The organism is Pseudomonas sp. URMO17WK12:I6, from assembly GCF_003253625.1.
In the GTDB taxonomy this organism is placed as follows: domain Bacteria; phylum Pseudomonadota; class Gammaproteobacteria; order Pseudomonadales; family Pseudomonadaceae; genus Aquipseudomonas.
In genome coordinates this window covers 735487-750572 of the sequence record NZ_QKYZ01000001.1, presented here as the reverse complement: position 1 = coordinate 750572, position 15086 = coordinate 735487, and the positions used below count along the sequence as shown (strand labels likewise).

The window sequence follows — 15086 nt, the reverse complement described above, 5'->3', positions numbered from 1 at the left end:
CGTTCAAGCTGGTCATATTTCTTATGACCTGGAACGTACGTTCTAGAGCGCTTGATTCAGTTTGAGTTAAGCTTCGGCCGCTACCTTGTTCATCGAGTGACTGATGGGTCTGCTTTTCGACCTGGATGTTTTTTATACAGCCACTGGCTTCACATCGGACAAAACGGGAAAATTCCCTGACTCCGCCAAAGAGGATGAATCATGAGTGACAAGGATAAACAGCCTTTGGCTGCGTCGGCTTCAGCCCAACCCGAGGCGGAAACCGCCGATGCAGCGTTGCAGCATATCGTTGACGGCTTTTTGCATTTTCATCACGAGATCTTTCCGCAGCAGGAAGAACTCTTCAAAAAACTCGCCACGGCCCAGCGGCCTCGGGCGATGTTCATCGCGTGCGCCGATTCGCGCATTGTTCCCGAGCTGATCACCCAAAGCGCCCCCGGCGACCTGTTCGTCACCCGTAACGTCGGCAACGTCGTGCCGCCTTATGGGCAAATGAACGGTGGTGTTTCCACAGCCATCGAATACGCAGTGCTGGCGCTCGGCGTACAGCACATCATCATCTGCGGCCACTCTGACTGCGGCGCCATGCGCGCGGTACTCAACCCGCAGAGCCTGGAAAAGATGCCGACGGTCAAAGCTTGGCTGCGCCATGCGGAAGTGGCGAAAACCATGGTTCAGGACAACTGCCATTGCTCGAATGAAAGCGAGAGCATGCACATCCTTACCGAAGAGAATGTGATCGCTCAGTTGCAGCATTTGCGCACGCACCCGTCGGTAGCCTCGCGCATGGCCAACGGTCAGCTGTTTATCCATGGTTGGGTGTACAACATCGAAACCAGCGAAATCCAGGCTTACGACGCGGATCAGGGTTGTTTCCTGCCGCTCGATGGCAGCCATCCGATTCCGGTGGCGACGCCCAAAGCGCGCTTCTAAATCCTCTTCGTAGCCTGTCTCACAACAACGTTTGCGAGACAGGTCAACAGATCCCTGTGTGGTTTAGCCGAGGCTGCTGATCAGGCAGCCCGGCTTTGCCATGCCTGAAGAAAACTTCGGGAGAGTCACCATGCGTGCCGCTCAATTAAAAGCTGTTCTGCCACGGGAGCTGCTGGCTTCGGTGGTTGTGTTTCTGGTTGCCCTGCCTTTGTGCATGGGCATCGCCATCGCCTCCGGGCTGCCACCGGCCAAAGGCCTGATCACCGGCATCATCGGTGGGCTGGTAGTTGGCTGGCTTGCCGGTTCACCGTTGCAAGTCAGCGGCCCGGCGGCCGGTCTGGCGGTATTGGTGTTCGAACTGGTGCGCCAACATGGTATCGCCATGCTCGGGCCGATCCTGCTACTGGCGGGTTTTCTGCAATTGGTAGCCGGGCGTTTGAAACTGGGTTGCTGGTTTCGGGTCACGGCGCCGGCTGTTGTGTACGGCATGCTCGCCGGCATTGGCGTGTTGATCGTGCTGTCGCAGGTGCACGTAATGCTCGATGCCGTGCCCAAGCCCTCAGGGCTGGATAACCTGGCGGCCTTTCCTGCTGCAGTGATTCAGGCTTTGCCTTCGTTTGGCTGGCAAGCGGGTTTGCTCGGGCTGTCGACCATTGCCGTGATGTGGCTGTGGGAAAAATTCCGCCCGCATTCCCTGCGTTTCGTTCCCGGCGCATTGCTCGGGGTCGGTCTGGCAACGATCGCCAGCCTGGCGCTCGCCTTGCAGGTCAAACGTGTGGAGGTCCCGGCTAACCTGGCGGAGGCCATCGATTGGCTGCGCCCGGCGGATCTGCTCAACCTGGCTGACCCAACCCTGCTGATCGCCGCCTTCGCCGTGGCCTTTATCGCCAGCGCCGAAACCCTGCTCTCGGCCGCCGCCGTGGATCGCATGCACAGTGGTCAACGCTCGGACTTCGACCGCGAATTGTCGGCACAAGGTGTGGGCAACATGTTGTGTGGCCTGCTCGGCGCGCTGCCGATGACCGGGGTGATCGTGCGCAGCTCGGCCAACGTTCAAGCCGGCGCCACCACCCGCCTGTCGACGGTGTTCCATGGCCTGTGGTTGCTGGCTTTCGTGTTGCTGCTATCGAGCGTGCTGCAAAGCATTCCGGTGGCGAGCCTGGCGGGCGTCCTGGTTTACACCGGTTTCAAACTGGTGGACCTCAAAGCCTTTCGCGGCCTGGGCCGTTATGGCCGGATGCCGATGTTTACCTATGCGGCGACTGCACTGGCAATCATCTTCACCGACCTGCTGACGGGCGTGCTGATCGGCTTTGGCCTGACGCTGGCCAAACTGGCCTGGAAGGCTTCGCGCCTGAAAATCAGCCTGATCGATCTACCGGCGGACGGCGAGATGGAACTGCGTCTGGTGGGGGCGGCGACTTTCCTCAAGGTGCCGGCGTTGACCCAGGTGCTGGGGAGCATTCCCGCTGGCGCGACGGTGCATGTGCCGCTCAATAACCTGAGCTACATCGATCACTCGTGCCTTGAGTTGCTGGAGGAGTGGGGCCGGGCCAATGCGGCCAAGGGTTCGAAGTTGGTGATTGAAGCGCGGGGGTTGAAGCGCAGACTTGAAGGGCGGTTGCGGACCACCACCGGGGTAGGCTCAACGGCCGGTTGAAGCCCCCCTGTAGGAGCGAGCGGTGCGGCGATCCGACTTGCCCGCGAAGCTTTTGGCGTACTTGGGGACGCCTTCGCGGGCAAGCCTCCTACAGGGTTGCATAGACTTACGCGGCTGGTTGATCCAGCTCCAGCTCCACGCCCAATTGGCGCGACAGGCACGGCCAGCGCTTCCACGCGGCGCCGGTGTCCGGGCTGTTGAGTTTCTCGCGGTAGGCCTCCACCGACTCCAGCGCGAAACTTTCATCGTCAAGCATCTCGTCCACGGCGTGATGCACCGCCTCATCCAGTTGGTTGGCAAATTCCTCGCCAATCAATTGGTGGGCAATCAGGTTGGCGACAGTCATGTCCAAGGGGATCAATGGCTGACCAAAATGCTTGATGTACAGGTCGTTGACCTCTTCGACCAGGCGGTGCGCCAGATAAGCTTCGTCCAGCAGGCTGTCCAGGCCAACGTGACCGGCCATGATCGCCGGCGGTTGGAGGAAGAACTGCTCGGCGATTGTCAGCACCGGCTTGATCTGCGATTCGATGCCCGCTTCCCTGGCGACTTCATTGGCTGCATCCAGCAGGTCTGGCACTTGTTCTATATACGCGGCCACAAAACGCGTCATCACGCCGTTAGCGTCGACATCCGGCAATTGGATGGCGGAGTGAAGGTGCGGCAGTTGGGTTTCCAGCTGACGAGTCAGCAGGCCGGTCTCGGCCTCGTGTTGTTGGGCTTGTTGGATCTGCTCGCGCAATGCGGCGGTGTTCATGAAAACTCCAGGAAACAAAGGCAATGAAATAGGGAAGACATAACTTAGCTGGCTCAGGAAAAAGGCTAAGACGCATTTGTCATAATTATTTCATCCTTGAGACATCGAAGTTATATCGATTTGCCACCACTCGTCTGCATCCTTCTCCATTCGTGACCTGGAACGCAAGTCCAACCTGTTTCAGCTGATTTACCCCATCGCGTTGCGAGGTGGCAGTCGCTGTCTATACTCGGTTCTGAATGGAGTTAGCTGATGACACCCGACTGCATACGCAGCAAGGCTCGGCGATTCAAGTTCGTGGTCTGAAAATGCCGCTCCCTTGCCGCAGGCGTTACGCCTACGGGATAACAAGAACGATAAGGGGAACCCGCAATGATGCGACATCCACATGTCTGGATGGGCCTCCTGTTGTGGTCGATTTTCAGTCAGGCGCAAGCGGCCTGGACTGTCAATATGGCGCCTGGAGCGACTGAGATCAGTCACGCAGTATTCGATCTGCACATGACCATTTTCTGGATTTGTGTGGTGATCGGCATCATCGTCTTCGGCGCCATGTTCTGGTCGATGATGATCCACCGCCGCTCGACCGGGCAGGTGGCCGCAAAATTTCATGAAAGCACCACCGTTGAAATCCTCTGGACCATCGTCCCCCTGCTTATCCTGGTAGCCATGGCGGTCCCTGCAACCGCCACACTGATCAAGATGTACGACAACACGGAGCCGGATATCGATATCCAGGTCACCGGCTATCAGTGGAAGTGGCATTACAAATACCTGGGTCAGGACGTCGAATTTTTCAGCAACCTGACTACCCCCGCCGATCAGATCCACAACAAGGAAGCCAAGGGCGAGCATTACCTGCTGGAGGTCGACAAGCCACTGGTGCTGCCGATCGGTGCCAAGGTGCGTTTTCTGGTGACCTCCGCCGATGTCATCCACTCTTGGTGGGTGCCGGCCTTCGCAGTCAAGCGCGATGCGATTCCGGGCTTCGTCAATGAATCCTGGACCCGTGTCGACAAGCCCGGCATCTACCGTGGCCAGTGCGCCGAGCTGTGCGGCAAGGACCACGGCTTCATGCCGATCGTGGTCGAGGTCAAGGAAAAGGCCGACTACGAAAAATGGCTGGGCGAGCGCAAGGCGGAAGCCGCGCAACTCAAAGAGCTGACCAGCAAGGAATGGACCCTCGACGAGCTCAAGGAGCGCGGCGACAAGATTTATCACACCACTTGCGTGGCCTGTCACCAGGCCGAAGGCCAGGGCCTGCCGCCGATGTTCCCGGCACTCAAGGGCTCGAAAATCGCCACCGGGCCGAAAGAGGCTCACCTGAGCCTGGTCTTCCACGGCAAGCCCGGCACCGCGATGGCGGCGTTCGGCAAGCAGCTCTCGGAAGTCGATATCGCGGCGGTCGTGACCTACGAACGTAACGCCTGGGGCAACAACAAAGGCGACATGGTCACCCCTAAAGAAGTGCTGGAGCTGAAACAGGCGGAAAGCAAATGACCCGGTCTATTGCGTACTCAAGGAATCGGTCGGGGCATGACGTCCCGGTTCGCCCAGCCCAGCCGTTTGCAGGAGACAGGACATGACTGTTGTAGTCGATGACCATGTTCATACCGATACCGCCCACGCCCACGGCCCCGCCAAAGGCCTGATGCGCTGGGTGTTGACCACTAACCACAAGGATATCGGCACGCTGTACCTGTGGTTTGCATTCACTATGTTCCTGCTGGGCGGCTCGTTCGCCATGGTGATCCGTGCCGAGCTGTTCCAGCCGGGACTGCAAATCGTCGAACCGGCGTTCTTCAACCAGATGACCACCATGCACGGTCTGGTGATGGTGTTCGGTGCGGTGATGCCGGCCTTCGTCGGCCTTGCCAACTGGATGATCCCGTTGATGATCGGCGCGCCGGACATGGCCCTGCCGCGAATGAACAACTTCAGCTTCTGGCTTTTGCCGGCCGCGTTCCTGCTGCTGGTATCGACCCTGTTCACCCCCGGTGGCGGGCCGAACTTCGGCTGGACCTTCTACGCACCGCTGTCGACCACCTACGCGCCGGAAAGCGTGACGTTCTTCATCTTCGCCATCCACTTGATGGGGATCAGTTCGATCATGGGCGCAATCAACGTGATCGCGACCATCCTCAACCTGCGCGCCCCCGGCATGACGTTGATGAAAATGCCGCTGTTCGTCTGGACCTGGCTGATCACCGCGTTCCTGCTGATCGCGGTGATGCCGGTGCTGGCCGGCTGCGTGACCATGATGCTGATGGACATCCACTTCGGCACCAGTTTCTTCAGTGCCGCCGGTGGCGGTGATCCGGTGCTGTTCCAGCACGTGTTCTGGTTCTTCGGCCACCCCGAGGTGTACATCATGATCCTGCCGGCCTTCGGTGCCGTCAGCTCAATCATTCCGGCGTTCTCGCGCAAGCCGCTGTTTGGCTACACCTCGATGGTCTATGCCACGGCCAGTATTGCGTTCCTGTCATTCATCGTCTGGGCGCACCACATGTTCGTGGTCGGCATTCCGCTGGTGGGCGAGTTGTTCTTCATGTACGCCACGCTGCTGATCGCAGTGCCGACCGGCGTGAAGGTGTTCAACTGGGCCAGCACCATGTGGCAAGGCTCGCTGACCTTCGAGACGCCGATGCTGTTCGCCGTGGCGTTCGTGATCCTGTTCTCCATTGGCGGATTCTCCGGGCTGATGCTGGCCATCGCCCCGGCAGACTTCCAGTACCAGGACACCTACTTCGTGGTCGCGCACTTCCATTACGTGCTGGTGCCGGGGGCGATCTTCGGGATCTTCGCCTCGGCTTACTTCTGGCTGCCGAAATGGACCGGCCACATGTACGACGAAACCCTCGGCAAGCTGCACTTCTGGCTGTCTTTCATCGGCATGAACATGGCGTTCTTCCCGATGCACTTCGTGGGCCTGGCGGGCATGCCGCGGCGGATTCCGGACTACAACCTGCAATTCGCCGACTTCAACATGGTGTCGTCGATCGGCGCGTTCATGTTTGGTGCCACGCAGATCTTCTTCCTGTTCATCGTGATCAAGACCATTCGCGGCGGCGAGCCGGCACCGGCCAAGCCGTGGGATGGTGCCGAAGGGCTGGAATGGAGCATTCCATCGCCCGCGCCGTATCACACCTTCACCACACCGCCGGAAGTGAAATGAAACGCCTCGGTCCTGTAGGAGCCGGCTTGCTGGCGATGAACGCAGCGCGGTGTGTCAGACACTCCGCCTTCGCTGGCAAGCCAGCTCCTACAGGATATGGCGTAGAGGCTGGAAATAATGGCTGACTCGATCTCGATGAAGAAACTGGTCACCCGCCTGTTGCTGGTGGTGGCGGCGATGTTTGTCTTCGGCTTTGCCCTGGTACCGATCTACGACGTGATGTGCAAGGCATTCGGCATCAATGGCAAAACCGCCGGGCAGTATGAAGGCGAGCAAACGGTCGACGCCTCGCGCCAGGTTCGCGTGCAGTTTCTGTCGACCAACGCTGCTGACATGCCCTGGGATTTCTATCCCAAGACGGATGAGCTGACCGCGCACCCCGGGGCGGTGAACGAGATGATTTTTATCGCCCACAACCCCACCGACCGGCCGATGAGCGCCCAGGCGGTGCCGAGTATCGCGCCGAGTGCAGCTGCGGCGTACTTCCACAAGACCGAATGTTTCTGCTTTACCCAGCAAGTGCTGCAGCCCGGTCAACGCATCGAGATGCCAGTACGGTTCATCGTTGACCGCGACATGCCCAAGGATGTGAAGCACCTGACGCTGTCCTACACGCTGTTCGATATCACCGCACGTCATCCGCCCGTAGCTGTTGCAGCAAGCACGGGTGGCTAGGCGTTAAAGCGTGCCCGATAAGGAGAACAATAAATGGCAACTCATGAACATTATTACGTTCCAGCCCAGAGCAAATGGCCGATCATCGCCACGATCGGCATGCTGGTCACGGTGTTCGGCCTGGGCACCTGGTTCAACGACCTGAAGGCTGCGCGGCCAGAATCCCATGGCCCGCTGATCTTTTTCGTCGGCGGACTGCTGCTGGCCTACATGCTGTTCGGCTGGTTCGGGACGGTGGTCAAGGAGAGTCGCGCGGGGTTGTACAGCCCGCAACTCGACCGCTCGTTCCGCTGGGGCATGAGCTGGTTCATTTTCTCGGAGGTGATGTTCTTCCTGGCCTTTTTCGGTGCGCTGTTTTATGTGCGCAACATCGCGGGCCCGGCACTGGGTGGTGAAGGCACCAAAGGCATCGCCCATATGCTGTGGCCGACGTTCGAATTCACCTGGCCGCTGCTGAACAACCCGGACTCGAAACTCTTTCCTCCCCCCAAGGAAGTCATCAGCCCCTGGGGTCTGCCGCTGCTCAACACCGTACTGCTGGTGAGTTCCAGCGTCACCGTGACCATCGCTCACCACGCCTTGAAGAAAGGCCATCGCGGGGCGTTGAAAATCTGGCTGGCGCTGACCGTGTTGCTCGGTTGCGGCTTCCTGGGCTTTCAAGCCAAAGAATACCTGCACGCCTACCACGAGCTGGGCTTGACCCTCGGTTCCGGCATCTACGGCGCAACGTTCTTCATGCTCACCGGTTTCCACGGTGCCCACGTGACCATCGGCACCATCATTCTGTTCGTGATGCTGATGCGCATCATGCGCGGGCACTTCAATGCAGACCACCATTTCGGCTTCGAGGCGGCGACCTGGTACTGGCACTTTGTGGATGTGGTGTGGATCGGGTTGTTCGTTTTCGTCTACGTACTTTGAGCCTGGCACTCATGACTACCAAGGCACGTGGGACACCAACTGGCCGCTGAAAAAACCCCAGGCGATCAAGCCGACAGTAATGGCGGCCAGCGCAACACGAATACTCAAGGCGATGACCAGGCGATTCGAGCTGCTGTCGTCCTTGACCAGAAAAAACAGGCCGCTGAACAGGCTGACAACCGTGGCAATCAGCATCAGGACGATGGCTGCTTTGAGCATGGTGACACTCCGGGGGACAGGCGATGCATGTGAGTATAGCTATCGCGATGACCGACTTTCTGGCGACGCCATGAAGCGCTTCCGGCTGGGCCTCGTGCCGACTCTGGTGGTCGCGGTGCTGCTGCCCTTGCTGGTGTCACTCGGCTTCTGGCAGTTGAGCCGGGGCGCGGAGAAAAGCGCGCTGCTGCAAAATTACGCCGAGCGCCGGGCGGCCGAACCGATGGCCAGCACCGAACTGCAACACACCGAAGATCCGGCCTTTCGCCGGGTTCGCCTGCACGGCCAGTTCGATGCCGAACACAGCCTGCTGCTGGATAACCGGCAGCGCGACGGCAAGGTCGGGGTCGAGCTGTTACAACCGTTTCAGGATCAGGCCACCGGGCTCTGGCTGCTGGTCAATCGCGGCTGGCTGCCGTGGCCGGATCGGCGTACCCCGCCGTCATTCACCACACCGACTCAGGTGTTGAGCCTCGACGCCTGGGTCTACGTCTCCCCCGGCGCAACGTTCCAGTTGCACGCCGACCCCAACACCACGACCTGGCCACAACTGATCACCGCCGTTGAACCGGCCAGGTTGTGGACGGCGCTTGAACGTGACGGTTTCGCCTACGAATTACGCGCGCAAAGTGGCCCTGCGACCTACCGCGCCGATTGGCCGGTGGTGGCCATGGGGCCGGAAAAGCACCTGGCTTACGCCGTGCAGTGGTTCGCCCTGGCGATCGCGCTGTTCGGCCTTTATCTCTATCTCGGATGGCACAACGCAAAGGAGAACAATAATGGGAGTGGCCATGAATCCACCCGGCATGTCTGAGGCGAAAACACCGGTGAATCGGCGGCGCGGACGCTTGCAGTTGCTGCTGATCCTATTGGGGGTGATCGGTCCGATGATCCTCGCCACCGGCATGTACAAATTGCAGTTCTGGGTACCCGAAGGCCGCAGTTATCACGGTGAACTGATCGGTAACGGCCAGACCCGCGCCGACATCGGCGTACAGGCCCAGGAAGACCGCTGGCAGTTGCTGGTAACGGCACCGAAGGACTGCTCGGTGGATTGCCAGCAGCTGGTTTATCTGGCGCGGCAGATCCAGATCGGCCTCGGTCGCGATGCTGCCCGCGCCAGCCATGCGCTGGCGATCGCGCAGCCGCTGAACAGCGATTACGAGACTAAACTTCAACGCGAGTACCCACAGTTGCAACGCTATTCATTGGACCTGCCGTCCTACATCAAAGGCGCACAGAGCAATGACACGCCGCACCTGTGGATCATCGACCCTCACGGCAATCTGGTGCTGCGTTACGACCCGACGGTGAAGGGCAAGGATCTGCTCAACGACCTGCGCCACCTGCTGAAACTGTCGAACATCGGATAAGGGCATCGTCATGGCCAAACCTGGATTTCGCCTCGCGCTGTTTGCCACCTTGCTGGCACTGATTGTGGTGTTGCTCGGCGCTTACACACGCCTGACCCACGCCGGCCTCGGTTGCCCGGACTGGCCCGGTTGCTACGGTTTTATCAGCGTGCCGCAAAGCGAAGCCCAACTGGCTCATGCCGAACTGCATTTTCCAGACACCCCGGTGGAAGCCCACAAGGGCTGGAACGAAATGGTCCATCGCTACTTCGCCGGCACGCTGGGGCTGCTGATCGCGGTGCTGGCGGGCCGCGCCTGGGTCCATCGTCATCATCCGGGGCAGCCGGTGAAGTTGCCGCTGTTCCTGCTGGCGTTGGTCATTGGCCAAGCGGCTTTCGGCATGTGGACGGTGACGCTCAAGCTTTGGCCGCAAGTGGTCACCGGACATTTACTCGGTGGTTTTGCGACCTTGAGCCTGTTGTTTCTGCTGACCTTGCGCCTGTCCGGCGTATTGCCAGCGCTGACCGTGCCTCGACGTTTGCAATACTGGGCAACCGCCGGCTTGCTGCTGGTGATCCTGCAAATTGCTCTCGGTGGCTGGGTCAGCTCCAATTACGCGGCGGTAGCCTGCATCGACTTTCCGACCTGCCACGGCCAATGGCTGCCGCCGGCTGATTTCGCCAACGGTTTTCACCTGACCCAGCACATCGGCCCGAATTATCTGGGCGGGCAGCTGGACAGCGATGCCCGCACCGCGATTCACCTGACTCACCGCATCGGCGCATTACTGGTCACCTTTGTTCTGCTCGGTCTGGCCTGGCAACTGAAGGTCGTCGGCATGACGCGCCTGGCCGTCATGGTGCTGATCGCCCTTGCCGCACAAATCACCTTGGGCATCAGCAACGTGGTGTTCCACTTGCCGCTGCCGGTGGCCGTCGCCCACAACGCCGGCGGTGCGGCGCTGTTGCTGACGATGGTGCTGGTCAATTATCACGCGCGAACCAGCCTGGTTCGGGTCAAGCATCAGCCCCCTCGTCGCTGGCGTCTACGCCTGCGTAAACACTCGGCCGGGCCCATAACAATAAAAGGAGAGATGCCATGGCGACTCTGATCGGCGAACGTCACAGTCAGGCCATCTGGCGAGACTATCTGGAACTGACCAAGCCGAAAGTGGTGGTGTTGATGCTCATCACCTCGCTGGTCGGCATGTTCCTCGCGACCCGCGCCGGGGTGCCATGGACGGTGCTGGTGTTCGGCAATCTGGGGATCGCCCTGTGTGCCGGCGGTGCCGCGGCGGTCAATCATGTGGTGGACCGGCGCATCGACGCGGTCATGGCCCGGACCCACAAACGGCCCCTGGCCGAAGGCCGGGTATCTCCAGCCGCCGCGCTGACCTTCGCCCTGATACTGGCGATGCTCGGCCAGGCCTTGCTACTGACTTTCACCAACCCGTTGACGGCGTGGCTGACCCTCGCCTCCTTGCTCGGTTATGCCGTGGTCTACACCGGTTTCCTGAAACGCGCGACGCCGCAGAACATCGTCATCGGCGGCCTCGCCGGAGCTGCCCCGCCACTGCTCGGCTGGACCGCCGCCACCGGTCATGTCGGCGCCGAACCATTGTTGCTGGTGCTGATCATCTTCGCCTGGACCCCGCCGCACTTCTGGGCGCTGGCGATTCACCGCAAGGAAGAATACGCCAAGGCTGACATTCCGATGCTGCCGGTGACCCATGGCGAGCACTACACCAAAGTCCACATCCTGCTTTATACCTTTGCGTTGCTGGCCGTCAGCCTGATGCCCTACGTGATCCACATGAGCGGCGTGCTCTACCTGATGTGTGCCCTCTTACTGGGCGCAAGGTTTCTGCAATGGGCCGTGGTGCTGTACCGTGGCACTCGACCGCACGCGGCGATCAACACGTTCAAGTACTCTATCTACTACTTGTTCCTGCTGTTTATCGCGCTGCTCGTAGACCACTACTTACTGCTGATCCTATGACCCGAACCCAGAAAACCGTCTTCATCCTCGTTGCCCTGATCGCGCTGATCCTGGGCCTGACCGTCAATAAAGTACTGACCGGGAAAAACCAGGGAGACCCGACGGCGCTGATTGATGCAGGGATCATCCTGCTGCCCCAAAGCCGTAATCTGCCGGACGTGAAGATGACCGATCAGGACGGCAAGCCAGTGGCGGTCAACGAACTGAAAGGCAAGTGGAGTTTGCTGTTCTTCGGCTACACCTTCTGCCCGGACATCTGCCCGACCACCCTCGCCCAGCTGCGGCAGATCAAGAGTGAACTGCCGGCGGATGCGGTGAACAAGTTGCAGGTCATCCTGGTCAGCGTCGACCCTAACCGCGATACGCCCAAGCAACTCAAGCAGTACCTGGGCTACTTCGATCCGCAATTCATCGGGCTGACCGCAGCCTCGGTCGAAGACCTTCAGAAAATGGCCAACGCGGTGAGCATTCCGTTCATTCCGGCGGACACCAGCAAGCCGAACTACACCGTCGACCACAGCGGCAACCTGGCGGTGATCGGACCGGACGGGACTCAACGCGGGTTCATTCGTGCACCGCTGAATAACCAGAAACTGGTGGCGCAGTTGCCGGTGATGCTCAACCGTCAATAAGCACCACAGGTACGGTGTTTCAGGCAAAAAAATGGGGCGCATTCAATGCGCCCCATTTTTTTCGTTAAAGCTTCAGATCAGAACGCCGGCAATACCGCGCCTTTGTACTTCTCGAGAATGAAGGCTTTCACTTCCGGGCTGTGCAGGGCAGCAACCAGTTTCTGCATTGCCGCGCTGTCCTTGTCGTCCGGACGGGCAACGAGGATGTTCACGTACGGCGAGTCGTTGCCTTCGATGACCAGCGCGTCCTTGGACGGATCGAGCTTGGCTTCCAGCGCGTAGTTGGTGTTGATCAGCGCCAGGTCGACCTGAGTCAGCACGCGCGGGATGGTCGCGGCTTCCAGTTCACGGAATTTCAGGTCCTTGGTGTTCTCGGTGATGTCCTTGACGGTCGACAGGATGTTGTTCGAATCCTTCAACTTGATCAGGCCAGCCTTCGCCAGCAGCAACAGCGCACGGCCGCCGTTGGTGGCGTCGTTCGGGATCACCACGTTGGCGCCGCCCGGCAGCTCTTCCAGTTTCTTGTACTTGCTGGAGTAAGCGCCCAGCGGCTCCAGGTGCACACCGGCAACGCTGACTAGGTTAGTGCCCTTGGCCTTGTTGAATTCATCCAGGTAGGGTTGGTGCTGGAAGAAGTTGGCGTCCAGACGCTTCTCGGCCACCTGTACGTTCGGCTGGATGTAGTCGGTGAAGACTTTGACTTTCAGGTCCACGCCTTCTTTGGCCAGGGCCGGTTTAACGAACTCGAGGATTTCCGCGTGGGGCACCGGGGTGGCCGCAACGGTCAGGGTGTCGGCAGCGTGGGCGGAAAAGGCTGCAATGGCAGCGAATGCGACGAGTAGTTTTTTCATCTAACGGCTCCTTGATTGCGTCTGGCGGACGTCATCGGCATCAACGCCGACGTTGCTATTATTTGTGGGAAACACGGATCACCATTCGGTCGCCAACGCTTTGCAGCACATGGACCAGTACCAGAAGCAGTATCACCGTGACAAACATCACATCGTTCTGGAAACGCTGATAACCATAACGAATCGCTAGGTCGCCGAGACCACCAGCCCCCACGACTCCCGCGATGGCTGTGTACGAGACTAGTGCGATCGAGGTGACGGTAATGGCTGCAATAATGCCGGGTTTGGCCTCCGGTAATAGAGCATTGGTGATGATTTGCCGGGTCGTTGCGCCCATGGCCTGGGTAGCTTCAATAATGCCGCGATCTACTTCTCGCAATGCCGTTTCAACCAGCCTCGCAAAAAAAGGTGCAGCTCCCGCTACCAGTGGCGGAATGGTGCCAGCGACCCCCAGTGAAGTTCCAGTGATCAGTTGGGTCAGTGGAATCATCACGATTAACAGAATGATGAACGGTAACGCACGCAACAAGTTGACCACCAGAGCAACTGCCGAATACACCTGCTTTTGCTCTAGCAACTGACGCGGAGATGTGAGGAAAAGCAATACGCCCAGCGGCAAGCCAATCAACACCGTGAAGAACAATGAGACACCAAGCATCACGAGTGTGTCGCAGGTGGCGACCCAGATCTCGAACCAGTCAACATTGGAAAACAGAACAGTCAGGGCTTCCATCAGCGCAGCACCTCCATGTGGACATCAGCTGCGGTGAAGTGAGCAAACGCCGCTTCCATGTCGCCACCGGTGACGGCCAGGGTCAATTGGCCGTAGGGAACCTCTTTGATGCGATCGATACGACCGGCCAGGATGCTGTAGTCCACGCCCGTTTCCCGGGCGACGGTACCCAGCAATGGTGCGTAGGTCGCTTCGCCCTGGAAGGTCAGACGTACGATGCGGCCCGGTACGTGAGCGAAGTCGTCGCGCTGTTCGTTCTCGTCGATCTGCTCGTCTTCCTGGACGAAGCGCTTGGTGGTCGGGTGCTTGGGATGCAGGAACACCTCGGCCACCGAACCTTGCTCGACGATCACACCGGCATCCATCACCGCCACCTGATCGCAGACTCGACGGATCACATCCATCTCGTGGGTGATCAGGACAATGGTCAGCTTCAGCTCGCGATTGATCTCGGCCAGCAATTGCAAAACCGACGCCGTGGTCTGCGGGTCGAGGGCACTGGTGGCTTCGTCGCACAGCAAAATTTTCGGCTTGGTTGCCAGGGCGCGGGCGATGCCGACACGCTGCTTCTGACCACCGGACAGTTGCGCCGGGTATTTTTTCGCATGGTCGGCCAGGCCAACCCGCGCCAGCAACTGCGCCACACGCTGGTCGATTTCGCTACGCGACAGCTCACCGGCGAGGGTCAGCGGTAGCGCAACGTTATCGGCCACGGTCTTGGACGCCAGCAAGTTGAAGTGCTGGAAAATCATCCCGACCTGCTGACGGAAACGTCGCAGGCCATTGGCATCCAGCGCCGTGACTTCTTCACCATCGACGATGATCTTGCCGCCACTGGAGTTTTCCAGGCGATTGATCAGGCGCAGCAGGGTACTTTTTCCCGCACCGGAATGGCCGATCAGGCCAAAGACCTGACCGTTCTCAATCGTCAGACTGGTCGGATGCAGGGCGGGAATATCCTTACCGGCGACGCGGTAAGTTTTGTGGACGTTTTGAAACTCGATCACGTAGCGAACCTTGTGGGGCGCGTTAGAAAAGGATCAGCGGTTAGCCGGGCGCGCATTTTAGCCTGTCCGTATAGAGGTTCTTAGCATTTATTTCGCTTTCAACCAGCGATTTGGCAATAACGCGATCAAAGGTCAGAAAAAAGGAACGGCGCCAGCGCCTCATCAGTCACTCATTA

Annotated in this window: 16 protein-coding genes; 11 read left to right on the top strand and 5 right to left on the bottom strand. The window is 59.4% G+C overall.

What is annotated here, in order from left to right; all coding sequences use genetic code 11:
- Positions 1-201: 201 nt before the first annotated feature.
- Positions 202-933, top strand: coding sequence for a carbonic anhydrase (locus F475_RS03540; RefSeq protein WP_018927254.1), 732 nt, complete (start codon positions 202-204; stop codon positions 931-933).
- A 130-nt stretch (positions 934-1063) separates the two neighbouring features.
- Entirely contained in the window at positions 1064-2593 is a 1530-nt protein-coding gene (locus F475_RS03535) for a SulP family inorganic anion transporter (protein WP_111453137.1), read from the top strand.
- Positions 2594-2699: 106 nt separating this feature from the next.
- Here the strand turns inward: F475_RS03535 and F475_RS03530 are convergent, their stop codons facing one another.
- Entirely contained in the window at positions 2700-3350 is a 651-nt protein-coding gene (locus F475_RS03530) for a hypothetical protein (RefSeq protein WP_018927256.1), read from the bottom strand.
- A 372-nt stretch (positions 3351-3722) separates the two neighbouring features.
- Between F475_RS03530 and coxB the strand changes: the two genes are divergently transcribed.
- The 4 genes from coxB to F475_RS03510 all read left to right on the top strand — a co-directional run bounded on the left by coxB (position 3723) and on the right by F475_RS03510 (position 8121).
- The gene (gene coxB / locus F475_RS03525) at positions 3723-4850 is read left to right on the top strand and encodes a cytochrome c oxidase subunit II (RefSeq protein ID WP_019580289.1); all 1128 of its coding nucleotides are present in this window, start codon (positions 3723-3725) and stop codon (positions 4848-4850) included.
- A gap of 82 nt (positions 4851-4932) precedes the next feature.
- Complete coding sequence (gene ctaD / locus F475_RS03520; protein ID WP_018927258.1) at positions 4933-6525, top strand: cytochrome c oxidase subunit I; 1593 nt, start codon at positions 4933-4935, stop codon at positions 6523-6525.
- A 117-nt stretch (positions 6526-6642) separates the two neighbouring features.
- Positions 6643-7200 carry a cytochrome c oxidase assembly protein gene (locus F475_RS03515; protein ID WP_018927259.1) on the top strand — a complete coding sequence of 186 codons (558 nt, stop codon included), beginning with the start codon at positions 6643-6645 and terminating at the stop codon, positions 7198-7200.
- A gap of 33 nt (positions 7201-7233) precedes the next feature.
- A complete protein-coding gene (locus F475_RS03510; RefSeq protein ID WP_018927260.1) occupies positions 7234-8121 on the top strand; it encodes a cytochrome c oxidase subunit 3 in 888 nt (295 codons plus the stop codon).
- 15 nt (positions 8122-8136) lie between these two features.
- Here F475_RS03510 and F475_RS03505 read toward each other — a convergent pair whose 3' ends face one another.
- Positions 8137-8340 (bottom strand): twin transmembrane helix small protein, encoded by a 204-nt coding sequence (locus tag F475_RS03505; RefSeq protein ID WP_018927261.1) that lies wholly within the window; start codon positions 8338-8340, stop codon positions 8137-8139.
- A gap of 70 nt (positions 8341-8410) precedes the next feature.
- Here F475_RS03505 and F475_RS03500 point away from each other — a divergent pair, with 70 nt between their 5' ends.
- From F475_RS03500 to F475_RS03480, 5 genes are read left to right on the top strand one after another with little or no spacing between them, the layout of a single operon-like run.
- The gene (locus tag F475_RS03500) at positions 8411-9151 is read left to right on the top strand and encodes an SURF1 family protein (protein ID WP_111453136.1); all 741 of its coding nucleotides are present in this window, start codon (positions 8411-8413) and stop codon (positions 9149-9151) included.
- On the top strand, positions 9117-9710 hold the full coding sequence (locus tag F475_RS03495) for a hypothetical protein (RefSeq protein WP_086945258.1): 594 nt from the start codon (positions 9117-9119) through the stop codon (positions 9708-9710). The genes F475_RS03500 and F475_RS03495 overlap by 35 nt, the downstream gene beginning before the upstream one ends.
- A gap of 10 nt (positions 9711-9720) precedes the next feature.
- Complete coding sequence (locus F475_RS03490) at positions 9721-10800, top strand: heme A synthase (protein WP_018927264.1); 1080 nt, start codon at positions 9721-9723, stop codon at positions 10798-10800.
- Positions 10788-11687 (top strand): heme o synthase, encoded by a 900-nt coding sequence (gene cyoE, locus F475_RS03485; protein ID WP_018927265.1) that lies wholly within the window; start codon positions 10788-10790, stop codon positions 11685-11687. The genes F475_RS03490 and cyoE overlap by 13 nt, the downstream gene beginning before the upstream one ends.
- Positions 11684-12319 carry an SCO family protein gene (locus tag F475_RS03480; protein ID WP_018927266.1) on the top strand — a complete coding sequence of 212 codons (636 nt, stop codon included), beginning with the start codon at positions 11684-11686 and terminating at the stop codon, positions 12317-12319. The genes cyoE and F475_RS03480 overlap by 4 nt, the downstream gene beginning before the upstream one ends.
- 77 nt (positions 12320-12396) lie before the next feature.
- Here the strand turns inward: F475_RS03480 and F475_RS03475 are convergent, their stop codons facing one another.
- Genes F475_RS03475 through F475_RS03465 form a run of 3 tightly spaced genes read right to left on the bottom strand, consistent with a single transcriptional unit; the run spans position 12397 to position 14910 of the window.
- Entirely contained in the window at positions 12397-13170 is a 774-nt protein-coding gene (locus tag F475_RS03475; RefSeq protein ID WP_111453135.1) for a MetQ/NlpA family ABC transporter substrate-binding protein, read from the bottom strand.
- 58 nt (positions 13171-13228) lie between these two features.
- Positions 13229-13903: a methionine ABC transporter permease gene (locus tag F475_RS03470; RefSeq protein WP_111453134.1), complete on the bottom strand. Its 675-nt coding sequence runs from the start codon at positions 13901-13903 to the stop codon at positions 13229-13231.
- On the bottom strand, positions 13903-14910 hold the full coding sequence (locus F475_RS03465) for a methionine ABC transporter ATP-binding protein (protein WP_007940716.1): 1008 nt from the start codon (positions 14908-14910) through the stop codon (positions 13903-13905). Before F475_RS03465 ends, F475_RS03470 begins: the two co-directional genes overlap by 1 nt.
- Between the last annotated feature and the right edge of the window lie 176 nt (positions 14911-15086).

What these genes read in the sequence shown, in the direction of transcription:
- F475_RS03475 (WP_111453135.1), bottom strand. Translation starts at nt 13,170, where the DNA reads ATGAAAAAACTACTCGTCGCATTCGCTGCCATTGCAGCCTTTTCCGCC.
- F475_RS03540 (WP_018927254.1), top strand. Translation starts at nt 202, where the DNA reads ATGAGTGACAAGGATAAACAGCCTTTGGCTGCGTCGGCTTCAGCCCAA.
- F475_RS03500 (WP_111453136.1), top strand. Translation starts at nt 8,411, where the DNA reads ATGAAGCGCTTCCGGCTGGGCCTCGTGCCGACTCTGGTGGTCGCGGTG.
- F475_RS03495 (WP_086945258.1), top strand. Translation starts at nt 9,117, where the DNA reads ATGGGAGTGGCCATGAATCCACCCGGCATGTCTGAGGCGAAAACACCG.
- F475_RS03535 (WP_111453137.1), top strand. Translation starts at nt 1,064, where the DNA reads ATGCGTGCCGCTCAATTAAAAGCTGTTCTGCCACGGGAGCTGCTGGCT.
- cyoE (WP_018927265.1), top strand. Translation starts at nt 10,788, where the DNA reads ATGGCGACTCTGATCGGCGAACGTCACAGTCAGGCCATCTGGCGAGAC.
- F475_RS03530 (WP_018927256.1), bottom strand. Translation starts at nt 3,350, where the DNA reads ATGAACACCGCCGCATTGCGCGAGCAGATCCAACAAGCCCAACAACAC.
- ctaD (WP_018927258.1), top strand. Translation starts at nt 4,933, where the DNA reads ATGACTGTTGTAGTCGATGACCATGTTCATACCGATACCGCCCACGCC.
- F475_RS03480 (WP_018927266.1), top strand. Translation starts at nt 11,684, where the DNA reads ATGACCCGAACCCAGAAAACCGTCTTCATCCTCGTTGCCCTGATCGCG.
- F475_RS03490 (WP_018927264.1), top strand. Translation starts at nt 9,721, where the DNA reads ATGGCCAAACCTGGATTTCGCCTCGCGCTGTTTGCCACCTTGCTGGCA.
- F475_RS03510 (WP_018927260.1), top strand. Translation starts at nt 7,234, where the DNA reads ATGGCAACTCATGAACATTATTACGTTCCAGCCCAGAGCAAATGGCCG.
- F475_RS03515 (WP_018927259.1), top strand. Translation starts at nt 6,643, where the DNA reads ATGGCTGACTCGATCTCGATGAAGAAACTGGTCACCCGCCTGTTGCTG.
- coxB (WP_019580289.1), top strand. Translation starts at nt 3,723, where the DNA reads ATGATGCGACATCCACATGTCTGGATGGGCCTCCTGTTGTGGTCGATT.
- F475_RS03470 (WP_111453134.1), bottom strand. Translation starts at nt 13,903, where the DNA reads ATGGAAGCCCTGACTGTTCTGTTTTCCAATGTTGACTGGTTCGAGATC.
- F475_RS03505 (WP_018927261.1), bottom strand. Translation starts at nt 8,340, where the DNA reads ATGCTCAAAGCAGCCATCGTCCTGATGCTGATTGCCACGGTTGTCAGC.